The organism is Shinella sumterensis (genome assembly GCF_004514425.2).
Classification (GTDB): domain Bacteria; phylum Pseudomonadota; class Alphaproteobacteria; order Rhizobiales; family Rhizobiaceae; genus Shinella; species Shinella sumterensis.
In genome coordinates this window covers 513,337-531,135 of sequence record NZ_MYFN02000002.1, presented here as the reverse complement: position 1 = coordinate 531,135, position 17,799 = coordinate 513,337, and the positions used below count along the sequence as shown (strand labels likewise).

The 17,799-nt window shown below is 62.7% G+C and carries 16 protein-coding genes; 6 read left to right on the top strand and 10 right to left on the bottom strand.

Features of this window, described 5'->3' with window-relative positions:
• Positions 1-85: 85 nt before the first annotated feature.
• From B5M41_RS06325 to B5M41_RS06315, 3 genes are all read left to right on the top strand, one after another.
• Positions 86-2,386 (top strand): TonB-dependent hemoglobin/transferrin/lactoferrin family receptor, encoded by a 2,301-nt coding sequence (locus tag B5M41_RS06325; protein ID WP_134646962.1) that lies wholly within the window; start codon positions 86-88, stop codon positions 2,384-2,386.
• A gap of 229 nt (positions 2,387-2,615) precedes the next feature.
• Entirely contained in the window at positions 2,616-3,317 is a 702-nt protein-coding gene (locus B5M41_RS06320; protein ID WP_230640003.1) for an extensin-like domain-containing protein, read from the top strand.
• An 86-nt stretch (positions 3,318-3,403) separates the two neighbouring features.
• Positions 3,404-3,910 carry a DUF1993 domain-containing protein gene (locus B5M41_RS06315; protein ID WP_134646958.1) on the top strand — a complete coding sequence of 169 codons (507 nt, stop codon included), beginning with the start codon at positions 3,404-3,406 and terminating at the stop codon, positions 3,908-3,910.
• A gap of 51 nt (positions 3,911-3,961) precedes the next feature.
• Here B5M41_RS06315 and B5M41_RS06310 read toward each other — a convergent pair whose 3' ends face one another.
• The 10 genes from B5M41_RS06310 to B5M41_RS06265 all read right to left on the bottom strand — a co-directional run bounded on the left by B5M41_RS06310 (position 3,962) and on the right by B5M41_RS06265 (position 14,482).
• The gene (locus B5M41_RS06310) at positions 3,962-5,641 is read right to left on the bottom strand and encodes a formate--tetrahydrofolate ligase (protein WP_134647246.1); all 1,680 of its coding nucleotides are present in this window, start codon (positions 5,639-5,641) and stop codon (positions 3,962-3,964) included.
• 217 nt (positions 5,642-5,858) lie between these two features.
• A complete protein-coding gene (locus tag B5M41_RS06305) occupies positions 5,859-7,007 on the bottom strand; it encodes a DUF2333 family protein (protein WP_134646956.1) in 1,149 nt (382 codons plus the stop codon).
• Complete coding sequence (locus B5M41_RS06300) at positions 7,000-8,301, bottom strand: DUF6638 family protein (RefSeq protein WP_134646954.1); 1,302 nt, start codon at positions 8,299-8,301, stop codon at positions 7,000-7,002. The genes B5M41_RS06305 and B5M41_RS06300 overlap by 8 nt, the downstream gene beginning before the upstream one ends.
• Before the next feature lie 18 nt (positions 8,302-8,319).
• Positions 8,320-8,589, bottom strand: a complete 270-nt coding sequence (locus B5M41_RS06295; RefSeq protein ID WP_134646952.1) for a type II toxin-antitoxin system RelE family toxin — start codon at positions 8,587-8,589, stop codon at positions 8,320-8,322.
• Positions 8,573-8,806, bottom strand: coding sequence for a type II toxin-antitoxin system RelB family antitoxin (relB, locus tag B5M41_RS06290; RefSeq protein ID WP_134646950.1), 234 nt, complete (start codon positions 8,804-8,806; stop codon positions 8,573-8,575). The genes B5M41_RS06295 and relB overlap by 17 nt, the downstream gene beginning before the upstream one ends.
• A 69-nt stretch (positions 8,807-8,875) precedes the next feature.
• Complete coding sequence (locus B5M41_RS06285; protein WP_134646948.1) at positions 8,876-10,786, bottom strand: AAA family ATPase; 1,911 nt, start codon at positions 10,784-10,786, stop codon at positions 8,876-8,878.
• A 49-nt stretch (positions 10,787-10,835) separates the two neighbouring features.
• Complete coding sequence (locus B5M41_RS06280; RefSeq protein ID WP_134646946.1) at positions 10,836-11,984, bottom strand: hypothetical protein; 1,149 nt, start codon at positions 11,982-11,984, stop codon at positions 10,836-10,838.
• Positions 11,985-12,231: 247 nt separating this feature from the next.
• Positions 12,232-13,320, bottom strand: coding sequence for a hypothetical protein (locus B5M41_RS06275; protein WP_134646944.1), 1,089 nt, complete (start codon positions 13,318-13,320; stop codon positions 12,232-12,234).
• A gap of 172 nt (positions 13,321-13,492) precedes the next feature.
• Positions 13,493-13,867 (bottom strand): c-type cytochrome, encoded by a 375-nt coding sequence (locus tag B5M41_RS06270; protein ID WP_134646942.1) that lies wholly within the window; start codon positions 13,865-13,867, stop codon positions 13,493-13,495.
• 27 nt (positions 13,868-13,894) lie between these two features.
• Entirely contained in the window at positions 13,895-14,482 is a 588-nt protein-coding gene (locus B5M41_RS06265; protein ID WP_134646940.1) for a thymidine kinase, read from the bottom strand.
• A 229-nt stretch (positions 14,483-14,711) separates the two neighbouring features.
• Between B5M41_RS06265 and B5M41_RS06260 the strand changes: the two genes are divergently transcribed.
• The 3 genes from B5M41_RS06260 to choV all read left to right on the top strand — a co-directional run bounded on the left by B5M41_RS06260 (position 14,712) and on the right by choV (position 17,728).
• Positions 14,712-15,671 (top strand): choline ABC transporter substrate-binding protein, encoded by a 960-nt coding sequence (locus tag B5M41_RS06260; protein WP_134646938.1) that lies wholly within the window; start codon positions 14,712-14,714, stop codon positions 15,669-15,671.
• 147 nt (positions 15,672-15,818) lie between these two features.
• Entirely contained in the window at positions 15,819-16,691 is an 873-nt protein-coding gene (gene choW, locus B5M41_RS06255) for a choline ABC transporter permease subunit (protein ID WP_134646936.1), read from the top strand.
• Complete coding sequence (gene choV / locus B5M41_RS06250; RefSeq protein ID WP_134646934.1) at positions 16,688-17,728, top strand: choline ABC transporter ATP-binding protein; 1,041 nt, start codon at positions 16,688-16,690, stop codon at positions 17,726-17,728. Before choW ends, choV begins: the two co-directional genes overlap by 4 nt.
• Positions 17,729-17,799: the final 71 nt, after the last annotated feature.

Here is a 17,799-nt window from a genome sequence, read left to right as displayed (position 1 = left end):
AAAAAAATCATATTCAAACTTGACTCATTGAGGAAACATTTAGTAGCCACATTTCCGCCCAATTGCAAAATGCCAAGGAGCCTTCATGCGCTGGTCCCAATCGCCGCGTCTACGTCTGTTGAGTGGATCGGTCGCCCTCATCTTCTGCATGCCCCCGGTCGCCCTCGCCCAGCAGGCGACGACCACCGAGACGCAACTCGAAACCATCACGGTCCAGGGAAAGAAGCAGGCGCGCGTCGCACAGTCGCCCCTGACGAAGACGACTGAACGGTCCACACTCGACCAACGAATGGTCACCGATTTCAACGACTTCTCCCGCCGTGTCGACGCCGGTGTGAACTTCAACAGCACCAGCAAGAGCGTCAACCTGCGCGGCCTTCAGGATAACCGCGTTCTCACGACGATCGACGGCATCCGGTTGCCATGGCTGACCGACCCGCGCGACAGCGCCAGGGGCGGCGTCAACGCCTTTGATTTCGACAGCCTGTCTTCGCTCGACATCACCAAGGGAGCGGATTCGAGCAAGTACGGTTCAGGTGCGCTCGGCGGTGTCGTCGAACTGCGCACGCTCAATCCGGAAGACCTCATCGAAGACGGCAAGGCTTTTGGCGGCCTCGTGAAGAGCGGATATGACAGCACCGATCGCAGCACGGGAGGCAATGCCGCCGTTGCCGCGCGTTATGACGATAGCTGGGTTCTCGTGCAGGGTGGCTACAAGAAAGGCCATGAAACGAAAAACCGCGGTGAAATCGGTGGTTACGGCAACACCCGCACGGAAGCCAATCCGTCCGACTTCGTACAGAGAAACCTCCTCGTCAAATTCCATCAGTATCTCGAAGGCGGTCACCGTCTCGGCCTGACGGCAGACCTATACAACCGCGACGAGGACATCGACGATCGGCGTGGCACGACCGCCAGCTATCGGCCGGGCACGCTGAAGACCGGCGAGGAAGTCGATCGCAAGCGTCTCTCCGCAAGCTACGACTTCGAATCCCCCGATGGTTCGGACATCGTCGACAAGGCAAGCCTCACCGCCTATTGGCAAAAGGAAACCCTCAACCGCACGACGAACGGCTTCCGTCTCCGCGACGCACGCGCCGACATCATCCCCGGAGACCCCTTCCGGTACGGTTTCCCGACCGGCGACTACATGCGCGACAACATGCTCGAGCAGTCCTCCTACGGCCTGACCGGGAATGCTTCGAAGGAATTGGTACTCGGCGGCGTCACTCATAACTTCCGCTTCGGCGGCGAAATCTACTGGCAGGACACCCATCAGTATTCCGCAGGCAAGGACAATTGCCCGACGATCAACTGGAACGGCATTCCTCAACCATTCGGACCGCAGTCGTGCCGCATGCTGCACACCAACGCATCCGACATGCCGGATGTGGACAGCAGCGTGGCAGGCCTGTTTCTGGAGGACGACATCAAGTTCTTCGACAACCGCCTGACCGTTACGCCCGGCGTGCGCCTTGACTGGTACAGCCATTCGCCTCAGCGGACGGCGACCTTCGAAAGCAGCCCGAACTATGACCCGGCCTATATGAAAAAGGCCGATGACTTCGGCATCTCGCCCAAGCTGCGCCTTGCATGGCAGGCAACCGAGGAACTGGAACTCTTCACCCAGTACGCCCGCGGCTTCCGTGCGCCGACAGTGACCGAACTCTATCAGAACTACGGCGCGCCCGGCTCGTATGCCCGCCTGGGCAACCCGGATCTGGATACGGAAACCAGCAACGGCTTTGAAGCCGGTGCCCGGTACGAGAGCGACGACTACACGCTGTCCGCCACGGTCTTCAACAACTACTACCGCAACTTCATCGACACCGTCGTCATCGCTCCCCCGGGCGGCGATTATCCGGTCGGCGGCATCACCGGTTACGAAAATCGCAACAAGGTCCGGATCTACGGTGTCGAGCTCGGCGGCGAATGGCGCTTCCATGAGAACTGGCGCACATGGGGTTCGGTCGCCTGGTCGCATGGCAAGGACACGCAGAAGGACGACTACCTCAACTCCGTCGCTCCGCTGCGCGCCATTGTCGGTCTCGGTTACGCAACGGAAACATGGGGCGGCGATCTCTCCCTGAGCATGGCGTCGGCTCGCAACAAGGTCAGCCGCGGCGAAACCAGCAACGGCCAGGTCACGGGCAAGGGCTTTGAGGCTCCCGGTTACGGCATCGTTGACGCGACCGTCTGGTGGCAGCCGGAAAAGATCGGCGACACCGATCTGAGCGGCCTGCGCGTCCAGGCCGGCGTCTTCAACGTCTTCAACAAGCGGTACTGGAATGCTCTCGATGTGCCGGCGGACACGGCGCTTGCCGCCCGAGACTATTTCAGCGAACCGGGCCGGACGTTCAAGGTCTCGATTACGAAGAAGTTCTGATCGATCGCAGAACCTGAGAAAGCCCGCCTGACGGCGGGCTTTTGCATTTATGGGGCCGGTTGCGGCAACCAAATCGGTCCTACCGCGTTTTCAACCTGCTCTTTCGTAGGAGACGGGTCCGATCGCTACCATTTCTCGCATCGCGCTTCTTGCGGCCATCCTCACCCTCACCGGCGCCGCCGAGCTGCCGGAGAACGGGCCTCGACCGGTTCCGCGGCCGGAGGAAACGGTGACGCCTGAGAAGGGAAAGGCCGCGCCGGAGGGCGCCGCCGCCGAGGCCGACAAGGGCAAGTCCACCGAACAGGACAAGGCGGCACAAAAGGACAAGGAGAGCGCTGAAGAGGAGGAGAAGGCTGCGGAGCGGCCGAAGGAGAGCGCTGCCGACGAGGCGGCGTGCCGGGTTGCCTTGCAGGAGATCGGCGCCGTCTTCACGGAGGCGCCGGCCATCGAGGACGGCAAGGCTTGCGGCATCGACAAGCCGCTCCTCCTCAGTGCGCTCAAGGACGGCGTGAAGGTCGAGCCGCCCGCCACGGTGCGCTGCGACACGGCGCTCCAGCTGGCCCGCTGGATGGAAGGCTCGGTGGCGCCAGCGCTGTCGACGGCCATGCCGGGCGAGACGGTCAGTCAAGTCTCTCAGGCATCCGCCTATGTCTGCCGCAACCGCAACAATGCCGAGACGGGGCGGATTTCCGAGCATGCTTTCGGCAACGCCATCGATATCGCGGGTTTCACGCTGAAAGGCGGCAAGACCATCACCATCCGCCCGGCCGACAAGGACCCGTCCCTTGAAGGCGCGTTCCAGCGCGCCATCACGGAGGCCGCCTGCCTCTATTTCACGACGGTGCTCGATCCCGGCAGCGACGCCGCCCACGAGAACCATCTGCATCTCGACGTGAAGGAACGGCGCGGCGGCTACCGCTATTGCTGGTAGGCGCGGATTAATCGCGCAGTCCCCCTGAAAAGACCGGTCACGCCACCTATCTGTCCCGGACCCGATTTATCCGCAAAGGTCCCTCCATGTCGATCACGCCCTACGAAATCTCCGTGCCCGCCTTCCAGCGTGGCTTTACCGTGCTCTCCAAATTGCTCGACAAGGCGGAGGCCTTTGCGGCGGAACGCAAGATCAAGCCGGAGGTCCTGGTCGAAGCGCGGCTGGCGCCGGACATGCTGTCTCTGGCCGGCCAGGTCCAGCGCATGAGCGACACGGCGAAGTTCGCCGCCGCACGCCTCACCGGCACGGAAGCGCCGAGCTTCGCGGACAACGAGAAGACGCTTGCCGACCTGCGCGCCCGTATCGCCAGGACCACCGATTACCTCGCGTCCGTGCCGCAGGCCGCCTTCGAGGGCGCGATGGAGCGCATGGTCACGGTGAAATCGCGCGGTGGCGACAATACGTCGACCGGCAAGGAATATCTCCTCACCTTCGCGCTGCCGAACTTCTACTTCCACCTTACGACCGCCTACGCGATCCTGCGGCACAATGGCGTGCCGGTGGGCAAGCTGGATTATCTCGGCCGCGCGTAGCCGCCACTTTCAGCGAAAGCAAAAGGGGCGCCCTGCGGCGCCCCTCCACTCTCAGAACAGGCCTTCGATTTGGCCCTGCTCGTTGAGGCGGATCCGCTCCGACGATGGCGATTTCGGCAGGCCGGGCATGGTCATGATCTCGCCGGTGATGACGACGACGAAACCGGCGCCGGCCGACAGCCGCACCTCGCGCACCGGCACGACATGGCCGGAGGGCGCGCCGCGCAGGTTCGGATCGGTCGAGAACGAATATTGCGTCTTGGCCATGCAGACCGGCAGGTGCCCGTAGCCCTGCTCCTCCCACGCCCGCAACTGGTCGCGCACGCTCTTGTCGGCGGTGACCTCCGAGGCGTGGTAGATTTCACGGGCGATGGTATCGATCTTCTCGAAAAGCGACATCTCGTCGGGGTAGAGCGGGGAAAACTGCGCGAGGCCGGATTCGGCGAGTTCCACCACCTTGTGCGCCAGTTCCTCGATACCGGCCGAACCCTCCGCCCAATGCTTGCACAGAACGGCTTCTGCACCCAGCGTCGCGACATAGTCCTTCACCGCCTGGATTTCTGCATCCGTGTCGGTGGTGAAGTGGTTGATCGCCACCACGACGGGAACGCCGAATTTCTTGACGTTCTGCACATGCCGGCCGAGATTGGCGCAGCCCTTGTTGACTGCCTCGATATTCTCGCGGCCGAGATCGTCCTTCTTCACCCCGCCGTTCATCTTCATCGCGCGCACCGTGGCGACGATGACGGCAGCATCGGGCTTCAGCCCGGCCTTGCGGCACTTGATGTCGAAGAACTTTTCCGCACCGAGGTCCGCGCCGAAGCCGGCTTCCGTCACCACATAGTCGGCGAGCTTCAGGGCCGTCGTCGTGGCGATGACGGAGTTGCAGCCATGCGCGATATTGGCGAAGGGACCGCCGTGCACGAAGGCGGGATTGTTCTCCAGCGTCTGCACGAGGTTCGGCTGCATGGCATCCTTCAACAGCACCGTCATCGCGCCATCCGCCTTGATGTCGCGCGCGAAAACCGGCGACTTGTCGCGCCGGTAGCCGACGATGATGTTTCCGAGGCGCGTTTCGAGGTCCTTGAGATCGACCGAAAGACACAGGATCGCCATGACCTCGGAGGCGACCGTGATGTCGAAACCCGTCTCGCGCGGATAGCCGTTGGCGACACCGCCGAGCGAGCCGACGATATGGCGCAGCGCCCGGTCGTTCATGTCCATCACGCGACGCCAGGCGATGCGGCGGATGTCGATATTCTGCTCGTTGCCCCAGTAGATGTGGTTGTCGATCAGGGCGGACAAAAGGTTGTGCGCCGAGGTGATGGCGTGGAAATCGCCGGTGAAATGGAGGTTCATGTCCTCCATCGGCACGACCTGCGCATAGCCACCGCCAGCTGCCCCGCCCTTCACGCCGAAGCATGGCCCGAGCGACGCCTCGCGGATACAGGTGATCGCCTTCCTGCCGATGCGGTTGAGGCCATCGCCGAGGCCGACCGTGGTCGTCGTCTTGCCCTCGCCCGCCGGTGTTGGATTGATGGCGGTGACGAGGATAAGCTTACCGTTCTTGCGGCCCTTCTGCGCGGCGATGAACGCGGCGTCGATCTTGGCCTTGTCGTGGCCATAGGGGATCAGGTGTTCGGACGGAATGCCGAGCTTCGCCCCGATCTCGACGATCGGTTTCTTTTTCGCGGCGCGGGCAATTTCGATATCGGACTTCACATCGGCCATACGGTGTCGCTCCCTCTTCAGCGTTCTGGCTACCACGGGCTCCTCTCCCGCAGCGGCACTTTCTTGTCCTGGCGCGTCATTTCATCGTGAAGCCGTGCGCGATGCCACGCCGGAATTTGCCGCCCGATACACCAGAAGCGACATGCGGCTTTTAAATTGCGCCCAAACGAAAACGGCACGCATCGAAGGATGCGTGCCGTCCGGAATGGATCGGCGATCAGCGTGCCAGGACGTCGCGCATTTCCACGAGGTTGGAGCGCACGCGCAGGATGTAGAAGCCGATGGTGGCCAGATGCGTCGGCATGATCCAGCCGTCCTCACGGCCGTTGGAGATGATCGCCGGCTGGATGTTGAGCGCCGAACGCAGCTGCTTGATGCTTTCCGTCCACAGCGGCTCGATGCCGCGCGCCTTGATCACAGCATCGAAATCCGCACCGGCGGCGGAGAGAATGCCGTAATAGCCGTAGAGCTGGCCATAGGCGAACCAGAAGCGATCGTCCGCCCGCGTATCGAACCAGCCGCCATTGTGGAACTCGGAGCGCTCGCGAATAATGGCCGAGGTGGAACCGATGTCGTTCGAAATGCGGTCGAGGAACTCGATCAGGTTGTCGGAACGGCCGTCGAAGATCGCATCACAGGCTTCGAGCGACGCGTTGAACTTGCGCAGGTCCGCAATGGCGGTACGATAATAGTTCGGCGTCGGGGTCGTGGGCAGGATCGAATTCGATCTGAAATACCAGGTCTCCTCGTCGAACTGCATGTTACCGCGGGCGCGCTGGAGATCGGCATTGATGCCGGAAGTACCGCGAACGCGGCCGAGCGCGTCCACAAGCTCGACGGCCGTGCGGCGGACGGTCTGGTTGACGCCGCGCTGGAAGGCCGCCTTGTTGTCGAACCACGGCGTCCTGTCCCAGTCGAGCCCGAACAGGCCGAGCTTGTAGAGCAGCATGGAGGAAATCCAGGCGTTCTGGTTGACGTTATAATCGATGAGATCGGCCGTCACGTCGACGATGGCCGAGCGCACGCAGGTCTTTGGCGCAGGCTCTGCGATTTCGCCGGTTGCCGGCGTGGTGGCGGCGGTACCCGATGCGACCCCGGCATCCTGCTTGCGCTGCGCGAGGTTGTAGGCGTTGACGTAGTCGGGATTGAACCCGCTCCACACCTGCGTCTGCCAGATGAAATAGGCATAGAAGCCCACAAGTAGAAGCACGCCGATACCGATCGGTCCCTTGATGATCCAGCTGCGCTCCCGGCACCAGTTGGTGGCGGTGACGAAGGGCCAGAGCAGCCAGGCGACCGCCGTGCCGATGCCCCGGCCGATGGCCGAAAAGATGCGCTGGAAGAACGCGACGACCGGATCAAGCATAGGGGTCATCCTCTCTGATGCCGTAAAGTTTCCTGCGGAAGGCAGCCTTGTCTTGCAGATAGGTCCGCGTCAACGTTGCAACAACATAGGCGCGGAACTTTTCGCTGTATTGATCATAGGCGGTGTAGAAACCCTGCTTGTCGAACACGAAGCGGGACACGAAGTCGTAGGGAACCATCTGTGAAATCAGACGGTTGACCAGCCACTGATCGGGATGCGCCGGGGCTGCCCGCACCAGCATGAACCGCCGCTCCGGCGCGACGTCGGCAATCTTGATCTCGCCTGTCGCCGCTACCGTGCGGATCGCTTCCTGCAGGAAGGGATAGGTTCCGTCGCGCGCCACGAGACCGGCATTGCGGTGCATCCAGGTCTGCAGCCAGATCCGGTCCATCTTCTCCAGATCGGTCGTGGGATCGGCCTGGTTGACGAGGTTCACGATCGTCATGTCCGCCCGGTGCTGGAAGAGCCCGGACGGCTCGACCCAGGAGGCACGCGGCAGTTCCAGCCTTCCGGTGGAGGCAAGGAAATCGAAGATGCGCTTGTGGTCGTCGAGCGCGATATAGCTGACCTGCCACGGGCGCGAACGGCGGAAGCCCGGCACGGTCGGATCGCAGATGACCGTCGTCGTCTTGTCGTCGAGAAAGACATAGACGCCGCCGAAATGGTTCGCCCAATAGGCATCATGGCGAAACACGAGCTGGTCGGGCACCAGCGCGTTCTGCCTGATGTCGCCGGTCTGCTTGGCGAGGTCCACCATGCGGTTGAGCATCGCATCGTCCGACCAGGCATTCGGCACCGTCTTCAGCCGGTCGACCAGCCCGCGCAGCTCCGCCGCCTTGCCGAGCATGTCCTCCGCCGACAGCACCTTGAAGCGCACTTCGTTGATCGACAGCAGGTCGTCGATATCGTTGACGACAGACACCGAGTCCTCGATCTCGCCATAGAGCGCATCGCGGATGGTGATCGCGTTGATCGCGCGTGCATTGGCCGAGAAGAACTCGTGCATCAGCGCGGCGGTGTTGGAAAAGCTTGTATGCACCACAGGCAGGTTCACCTGCTCCGGCGTCATGATGATGAAGCGGCGGTTGACGCGGTTCGGATCGAGATAATCCCGGTCGCCCAGTTCATCCGCGATTTCAGGCGAAAAGCCCGTCATGTCGATGCGGAAACGCGAAAGCTGCGTGCGCCGCATGCCGAACCCGTCAAGTGCCTTGTTGTAGCGCTCGACAAGATGCGGCTCATCGATCGGCAGCAAACGCCCATAGATCAATTCGGCTTCGAGGAGGAGTTTCATGCCGAGACACCGGAAGCTTCAGGAATATATTTCACGCCGATGTCCTACACGAACGACGACCACGACAAGCCTGTTGTCCTGGATGTCACAAATGACCCGATAGTCGCCGATGCGATACCGCCAATAGCTTCCCAGCCGCGCGCCTTGCAAAGCGCTTCCGAGCAAACGGGGATTTTCGGAGGAAGCGAGCTTCGTGACAAGAAAATTACGAATGCGCTTTGCCTCGACATGACCGAGCTTATCGAGCTCTTTCTTAGCCCCTTCGGTGATCTCAATCGCCCAGGCCAAGCTCTTCCTCAACCTCCTTCAGAGAATAGACACGGCTTTCGCCACGCCGCACGCGCTCAAGTTCCTGCTCCGCGAGATAAATGTCCTCGAGATCCTCGATATGCTGTTCAATGGCCTCGCGAATATAATATGTCGCTGTGCGCCCAGTCCGCGCGGCCAATGCCTGTAGCCGCTCATAGGTTTCGTCAGGAAGTCGGATTGCCGTCTGTCTCGCCATGCCATCCTCCTTGGGGTACATGCATCCCGAACATATAGCATCTGTGCCAAGACTTTTCCAACAAGGCCGCTACCACCGCCCCTCCGCCTTCATCTTCTCCATTTCGCGGATGGCCTTCTCGCGCTGGCGTTCGCGGCGGATGATGTCGGAGACGGCGGCGTCGTCGGATTTGTCGGTGTAGCGGAATTCCGAGTCGGCGTAGCGGTTTATCTCCTGCAGCACCATGTCCATCGAGATCGGCCCGCGCAGCTCCTCGATCATGGCCTTCTTCTCGTCGTAGCTCTTGTGCATGAAGGTGCCCGCGTCCGCGAACCAGTCGTCCGGCAGGTCCACGTCCATGGCGCGCATCTTGATCGCGTCGGTGATGTTCTTGATCGCGCGGCCGGTGAAGCGCGGCTCGGCGACCTTGATGCGGTGAAGATAGGCGCCGACATCGGCGAGCGAGCGGATCGCGCCATGCTCCTTCTCGTGCGCCTCCCACACGGCAAGCAACCCCTCTTCCTGCGGCCTGGCGTGCTGCCCGTAGGAGGTCGAGACGGCGCGCTTGATCTCCTGCCCCTCGAACAAGGTGTGCTCGCCGAGCGGGATCGAGTGGTTCTTGCCCACCAGCATGGCGAAGATGTCGATATAGTCGTCCTCGGTCTGCGGCCCATCCACCAGCCAGCGGGCGCCGGCGCGCTGGCGCAGCGCGTCATCGACATTCTCCGGATAGTTGGAGAACATGCCGAAGGTGCAGTTGCCGCGCACCACCGTCGAGGCGCCGGCGAAGCTTTCCATCAGCACCGCCGTCACTTCGTGCTGGCCGGCGGACGCCCGGTCATCGGAGCGCTTGGCGGCCACCTGGTCGACATCGTCGATGGTCCCGAAGCCGATCGCCTTCGGGTTCATGACGTTGGTGACGAACTCCTTGCAGTTCTGGCCGGACTTGCCCTGGTAGGACGAGATCTGGTCGACGCCGAAATTCTCGTAGTGGAAAGCATAGCCGGCGGTCTGGCAGTAATCGTTGACGAGGCCGGCCAGCATCTGGATCAGGATCGTCTTGCCCGTGCCCGGCATGCCATCGCCAATGAAGGTGAAAAGGAAGCCTCCGAGTTCCACGAACGGGTTCATCTGCCGTTCGAAGTCGTAGGCGACCAGCATCTTGGCAAGCTTCATCGCTTGATACTTGGCGATGTGGTTGCCGATGATCTCGTTCGGCTTCTTGAAGGTCATGGACAGCGGCTTGCGCTTCTGGCCCGGCGCCACGTCGAAACCGGAGAGCGTGAAATCGTCCTGCTCGATACGGATATGCGCGTTCTCGAAGCCGGCAAGCCCCGTGAAACGGGCGCGGCGCGAGATCAGTCCCTCGATGGCGACGCGCGAAAAGGCGCGCGCACGGCTGACGAGCGCGGCATCGTCGGGCGCGCCGGCAAGTGTGCGGTCAAGCCCCGAGACCATGCTCTTCAGCGCATCCTGCGGCGTGTCGAACAGATAGTCCGGCTCCCCGCCATCCTCGACCGGCTCGCCCTCGCCCGGCAGCGTCGCGCCGAGATAGGCGGCGAAGGTGAAGGCGGCGATATAGGCGGAGGCCGCAAGCAGCGCCTTGAACTGGTTGGCCTCGTCACCGGAAAGCGGCGCGGCAAGATTGCGCGATTGCAACCCTTCGAGGTTGGTCTGGCGCGAGAAGGCGTCCGTCACGGCAAGCGCCACCTGCAGCCCGCGCCGCGCCCGGTACAGCACGGCGTGCTGCTGCGGCGACAGCAGCGGATCGCCGGCCCGCACCGCCTGGATGGTCTTTGCCAGTTCCACCTCCCGCGTGCGCCGCGCACCGGCGGTCGAGACGGTGGAGACGAAACGACGGCCGGTGCCGGCAAGGGCGGTTCCGTTCTGGCCATCGTCGCTTTCGAGAATGACGAGCTTGGACACGAGGCTCTGCGCGGCGGCCTGGTGTTTGGCAATGTCGTCTTCGTGGATCGTCGTCAGTCCGGCGTTGAGGCTCATCGGGAATCCTTATGCAAAATCCGGGAACAGCGGGCCGAGACCATTGGTCTCAAACCTCGCTGATCACCTGGTTTCCTGAAATCACATGCACCTTGTAGGCGCCGAAAATGCCTTCGGTCTCGCCGGCGGCGTAGAGCGCCTGATAGGCATCGTGCGGCACCAGCGCATGTTTCTCATAGGCGCTGACGCCCATGCGCGTGGCTTCGAGATCGCTGGTCTCGATGTGGAATTCCTCCTGCGCCGGCGTCGAGCTCCAGAACCCCTTCTGGGCGGGGCGCTCCGCCTTGGAAAACACCTCCTGCACCGTCCAGGTCAGAAGCCAGGCATTTTCCGGCCGGCGCACCTTGGAGAGGATGTCGTTGATACGCGCATTGTTCTCCGTGATGCCGGCCGAATAGAACGGCCCCAGCACGATGCGGCGCAGCTGCTTGGGATGCAGCGTGGGGAAATCCTTGTCGAGATTGGTGGCGATCGTCACCGGTGTCAGCGAATAGGCGCTGTTCTTCAGCGCGAAATCGTCGAAGCGGCTGGCGAGTTCCGGGTTGAGCAGCCCGCCGACGGGCAGCGGAATGTCGACATCCGGATTGAGCTTGCCGTCCTTCGTCACGAGCATCTTCACGACGTTGTCGCTCGAATCCTCGATCATCGCCATATAGACCATCGGCAGCGTCGCCGAGCCGTCGAACGCCCCCCAGCACACCACGTAATAGGGCCGCATGGTCTTGGGATTGACCGCGACGCGAATGGTCTCGGGCAGCACGAAGGGCGAGAAGATGTCGCCCTTGCCGATCTGCTCCAGATAGAGCCGCTCGGCCATGCGGGCCTGAAGGTCGCTCGGGAATGCCTTCTGGCGAAGAATGAAATCCGCCATTTCCGTGCGCAGCTGGTCGGCATTCGGCATGGCGGCAAGCCGCTTTTCCGCGCTCTGCCGGTCGTTTTCCAGCTCCAGCACGTTCTGGAACACCGGAAATCCGCTTTCGGCCCGCGACACGCGGAACTGGTCGACGAAGCCGATGCGGTTCTCCCAGCAGGCAAAGGACGCCTTCAGCCGCGCAAGATAGGGCATGATCACCTCGCCCACCACGGAATTGCGGTAGAGCGGGGAGTTGCGGTCGCCCAGGAAGATCTCGAGGCCGCCGAGGGCGGACCGGATGGTGGAGAAATATTGCGCGATGGCGCTGTCGGCAGGGGCGTTCATCGGACGTGTGCCCCATGGTGTGTGAAGGCGTATACCCCCCTCTGTCCTGCCGGGCATCTCCCCCACAAGGGGGGAGATCGGGTGGGGTGGGCGACCTGCCCTTGCCTGACGTCAATCGCCGGCACTTTTTTGCCGTCACGATCGCGGCGCAGACCGCGCGAACTGCCGATCTCCCCCCTTGTGGGGGAGATGCCCGGCAGGGCAGAGGGGGGTGTCGCCGCGCCCCGCAATCCCATGCCTGAAACCATCACGACTTCACGTAGTTCGCGGCGTTGTGCTTGTCCATGACGGCCTGGAACCGGCGGGCGAAGGCGTCGTCGGCGAGTTTCTTGCGGCGCTGGATGTCCTGCGTCGCCAGCATGTTCTTCTCGTGCATCTCCAGGAGGTCGCCGATATGGCGCTGCGAGGCGGAGCCGATGCCGGCCATCGTTTCCTCGGCCGCCGTATCGACCTGCGAACCGAGCGTGTTGATCTTGTGCGCCACGTCCTGCTGGGCTGCGGTCTTCAGCGAGTCTTCCAGCGCCTTGTAGAGCACGATGCGCTGCTCGGTATCGATGGTCAGCTTGTTGATCAGCGTGTTCTGGGCGGCGATCTGGTTGTTGAGCGAATCGACGAAGGTCTGGAACATCGAGGTGTAGCGCTCCAGCGTCTGGCTCTCGGCCAGAAGCTCCTGTTCCTTCGCCTGCATCTGGTTGTATTCGGTCGCCAGCGCCGAGCGCTCGCCTTCGAGGTCGGTGCGGGCACGCTGGTCGGTGGAGGCGGCGATGCGGTTCTCGAGGTCCATCAGGAGCGGGTTCAATTCCTCGATGCGCTTCTGCGTGGCCTCCAGATTGGTCATCGTGCCCTTGCGGCGCTCGATCACGCTGATCAGGCTCGCTTCGGAGGTCTTGTAGCGCTGTTCAAGGATCGACTTCTGCTCCTTGAGGATGCCGACGATCGTGTCGGATTTCGCAAGCAGCTCCTGCAGGTTGCCGGCGAGCGACATGTTGCGCACGCGGTCGGTGCGCATGCGCTGCATCTTCTGCTTGGAGAACATGCCGATGAATTTTTCGTAGCCCGTGTAGCTCTTCATGCTCTCGAATTCGGTGCCGAAGATATTGGTCGCATCCTCCAGCCCGATGATGAGGTCGGCGATATTGCCCTCCATCACCTTCTGCTGGTTGATGACGTCCTGGATACGGGCGTTCTCGATATCGAAATTCACGTCGCCGAGCTTGGTATCCGCCTTGGCGAATTGCTCCAGCACGATGCCGGACTGCTCCAGCTTGCCGCGCATCTGGTCGACGACCGAGCGGGTTTTCTCGATTTCCGTATCGAAGTTCTGAAGTGTGGCCATATGCCTCTATCCCCTTGAGCTCTCCACGGCAGACGTCCTCGCCCCCCGATTTATTCCGTCGCAACACTATACGATTTCAGACAGATAGGAACCTGCCTGCGGGTTTTCCCGCAGAACATGTGGGACAGGCCGGACGCGCCGCAAGGCTGCACGGAAAATTTTTCCGCGCCCGCTAAGGAGCCGGCGCCGCTTTCAGAAACGCGATGAGATCTGCGATATCCTCCGCCTTGCGCAATCCGGCAAACGTCATGCGCGTGCCGGGCACCATCGCCTTGGGCGACAGGAGATATTCGGCAAGGAGCGCCTCGTCCCAAACCTTGCCGCCCTCGGCAAAGGCCGTCATGGCGGGCGAATATGTGTAATCCGCCACGGACGCGACGGGCCGGCCGACGATCCCGGCAAGGGTCGGCCCCACGCGATTGACCGGTTCGGTGGAGTGACAGGCCTGGCATTTGCGGAAAACCACGGCACCCGCGGCAGCGTCCCCGTCGGCGCGCGCCGGGGTGGCAAGACAGAGCAAGGCGGCCAGTGCGGCAAGCGGCTTCATCGGAGGGCTCCTCTGCCGGCGCCGATATCAGTCGGCGTTCATGATGTCGTCCCAGTGCCGGCGACAATAGGATACATATTTGTCATTGCCGCCGATTTCCACCTGCGCACCGTGCTTCGCCACCTTGCCGTCGGCGCCGAGCCGCACCACCATCGTGGCCTTGCGCCCGCAATGGCAGATGGTGCGCACCTCGCGCATCTCGTCGGCGATGGCGAGCAGCGCCTTCGAGCCGGGAAACAGCTTGCCCTGGAAATCCGTGCGCAGGCCATAGGCCATGACGGGAATATGCAGCCGGTCGGCCACGCGGGCGAGCTGCCAGACCTGTTCCTCCGTCAGGAACTGCGCCTCGTCGACGAAGACGCAGGCGATCGGCCCCTCGCCGTTGCCGTTCAGATCCTCGATATGGCGATAGAGATCGTCGCTCTGGTCGAAGGCGATGGCATCCGCGGAGAGGCCGATGCGCGAGGAGATGCGGCCGGCGCCGGCGCGGTCGTCGAAGGAGGCGATGAAGATCGCCGTGCGCATGCCGCGTTCGCGGTAATTGTAGGATGCCTGAAGCAGGAGCGTCGACTTGCCCGCATTCATCGTCGCATAGCTGAAATAGAGTTTGGCCATGAATTTCTCCGTCCCCGCCTCATGGCCCGTCAGGGGGCGATTTTCCAGCCGCAAACGGCTGAAAACCACAGAAAACACCGGGGCCCATCCAGTGCGACATCAATGTGTTTAATTGCGAACAAGCCCGAAATTTATTGGACCTTTCAGGGGCTTCCGGCTAGTTCAGACGTCTTGAAAGCCCATTGTTTTGATGATTGTCTAATACACCAGTTATAAGGGGAGCCATAAAATGAACGCTGCATCACCATTCAAGACACTGCTTGCCGCCGCCGTCTCGGTCATCGCGCTGGGCGTGGCCGGCGCATCCGCCGCCGAGGCCGAAAGCTGTGGCAAGGTCCGCTTCTCGGATGTCGGCTGGACGGACATCACCGCCACCACCGCGACCGCCACGACCATCCTCAAGAACCTCGGCTACGAGACGGAAGTCACCGTGCTGTCCGTTCCCGTCACCTACACCTCGCTGTCGAACAAGGACATCGACGTGTTCCTCGGCAACTGGATGCCGACGATGGAAGCCGACATCAAGCCCTTCCGCGAGGACGGCTCGGTCGAAACCGTTCGCGAAAACCTCGAGGGCGCCAAGTACACGCTGGCGACCAATGCCAAGGGTGCGGAACTCGGCATCAAGGATTTCGCCGACATCGCCAAGCACAAGGACGAGCTCGGCTCCAAGATCTACGGCATCGAGCCGGGCAATGACGGCAACCGCCTGATCATCGACATGGTGTCGGGCAACAAGTTCGATCTTTCGGGCTTCGAAGTGGTCGAATCCTCCGAGCAGGGCATGCTGGCCGAAGTCGCCCGCGCCGAGCAGGAAGGCACGCCGGTCGTCTTCCTGGGCTGGGAGCCGCACCCGATGAACGCCAACTTCAAGCTGACCTACCTCACCGGCGGCGACGATGTCTTCGGCCCCAATTTCGGCGGCGCGACGATCTACACCAACGTGCGCAAGGGCTACACGACCGAGTGCCCGAACGTCGGCAAGTTCCTGCAGAACCTCAAGTTCTCGCTGGAGATGGAAAACCAGATCATGGGCAAGATCCTGAACGACGGTCAGGATCCGGAAGCCGCAGCGACCGAGTGGCTGAAGGCCAACCCCGCCGCCATCGAGCCGTGGCTCGCCGGCGTCACGACGAAGGACGGCAGCGGCGAGGCCCTGCCGGCGGTGAAAACCGCACTTGGTCTCTAACAGACAAGAATCGGGCGGGGAGGAAACTTTCCCGCCCTTCTTGCCGCCGGATACTGCTGGCGCTTCAGACATATCCGAGCGGCTTTGCGCCTGCGCCTGCGGACGCCTTGCTGCCAATATTCGCACTCCAGCCAGGGACCTATTCTCGTGGATTGGCTTACCGTTTCCAAAATTCCGATCGGACCCATCGCCAAAGAGGCCGTCAGCTGGCTGACGACGAACGGCAAGGGACTGTTTGATTTCCTGAAAGTCTTCCTGCAGGCCGGCATCGATGCGGTGCTCTATGTGCTGCAGGGCCCGTTCGCCAGCGCCGGCGGCAAATTCGGCTATTCCATTGCCCTCATCCTGCTCGTCTCGGCCGCAAGCTGGTATTTCCGCCGGTCCGTCGGGGTGGCGCTCTTCACCTTTCTCGGCCTGCTGCTCATCGTGAACCAGGGCTACTGGAAGGAAACCACGGAAACGCTGGCCCTCGTGCTGGCGGCGACCGGCGTCAGCATGATCGTCGGCGTGCCGCTCGGCATCGCGGCCGCCCGCCGGCCATGGTTCTATTCCATCCTGCGGCCGATCCTCGATCTCATGCAGACGATCCCGACCTTCGTCTACCTGATCCCGGCCCTCATCCTCTTCGGGCTCGGCATGGTGCCCGGCCTGATCGCGACGGTGATCTTCGCCATCCCCGCGCCGATCCGCCTCACCCGCCTCGGCATCATCTCCACGCCGCCCGCGCTGGTCGAAGCAGCACAGGCCTTCGGTGCGACACCGGGCCAGGTGCTGCGCAAGGTCGAGCTGCCCTTCGCGACCCCGCAGATCATGGCCGGCCTCACGCAGACGATCATGCTGTCGCTTTCCATGGTGGTCATCGCGGCCCTCGTCGGCGCCAAGGGCCTCGGCGTTCCCGTGGTGCGCGCGCTCAATACCGTGAACATCTCCATGGGTTTCGAGGCGGGCCTGTGTATCGTCATCCTCGCGATCATTCTCGATCGCCTCTTCCGCGCCGCTGACGAAGGAGACGGCAAATGACCGACGCTGTCGTCTTCAACAACGTATCCATCATCTTCGGCGACAATCCGCAGAGAGCGCTCGCTCTGGCCGATGCCGGCAAGTCGCGTGACGAGATCGGCGCCGAAACGGGCCTCGTCCTCGGCGTTGCCGATGCCACGCTGTCGATCAACGAGGGCGAAATCCTCGTGTTGATGGGCCTGTCCGGCTCGGGCAAGTCGACGCTGCTGCGCGCCGTCAACGGGCTTGCACCCGTCGTGCGCGGCGATGTGGCGGTCAAGGCCGGCACCGGCGCGGTGAACCCCTACAAGGCAACGCCCAAGGCGCTACGCGATTTCCGCATGCACACCGTGTCCATGGTGTTCCAGCAGTTCGCGCTCCTGCCCTGGCGCACCGTCGCCGACAATGTCGGCTTCGGCCTCGAGCTTGCCGGCGTGCCGGACAGCGAGCGCAAGGCGCGGGTCGCCGAGCAGCTCGAACTCGTCAACCTCACCAAATGGGCGAACCGCAAGGTCAACGAGCTCTCGGGCGGCATGCAGCAGCGTGTCGGCCTCGCCCGGGCCTTTGCGACGGGCGCGCCGATCCTGCTCATGGACGAGCCGTTCTCCGCGCTCGACCCGCTGATCCGCACCCGCCTGCAGGACGAACTCCTGGAGTTCCAGCACCGGCTGAAGAAGACCATCATCTTCGTCAGCCATGACCTGGACGAGGCCTTCCGCATCGGCAACCGCATCGCCATCATGGAGGGCGGGCGCATCATCCAGTGCGGCACGCCGCAGGAGATCGTGAAGAACCCGGCCAACCAGTATGTCGCGGACTTCGTGCAGAACATGAACCCGATCAACATGCTGACGGCGCACGATGTCATGCAGCCCGGCGCCTCGCACAGCGGCACCGTCACGGCCACCACCGCGCCGGAAACGCCGCTGGTCGACGTGCTCGACGCCATGGCGCGCACGCCCGGCAATGTCGGCGTCGTCGAAAACGGCACCGTCGTCGGCACGATCAGCGCGCAGGACGTCATAGGCGGATTGACGCGCCACCGCCGGCGCGGCTGACAACCGGCCCGCTTCGGTCTAGACAGGGCGGCGCTCTCCGGGGCGCCGCCTTTTTCTGCCGATACGGAGCC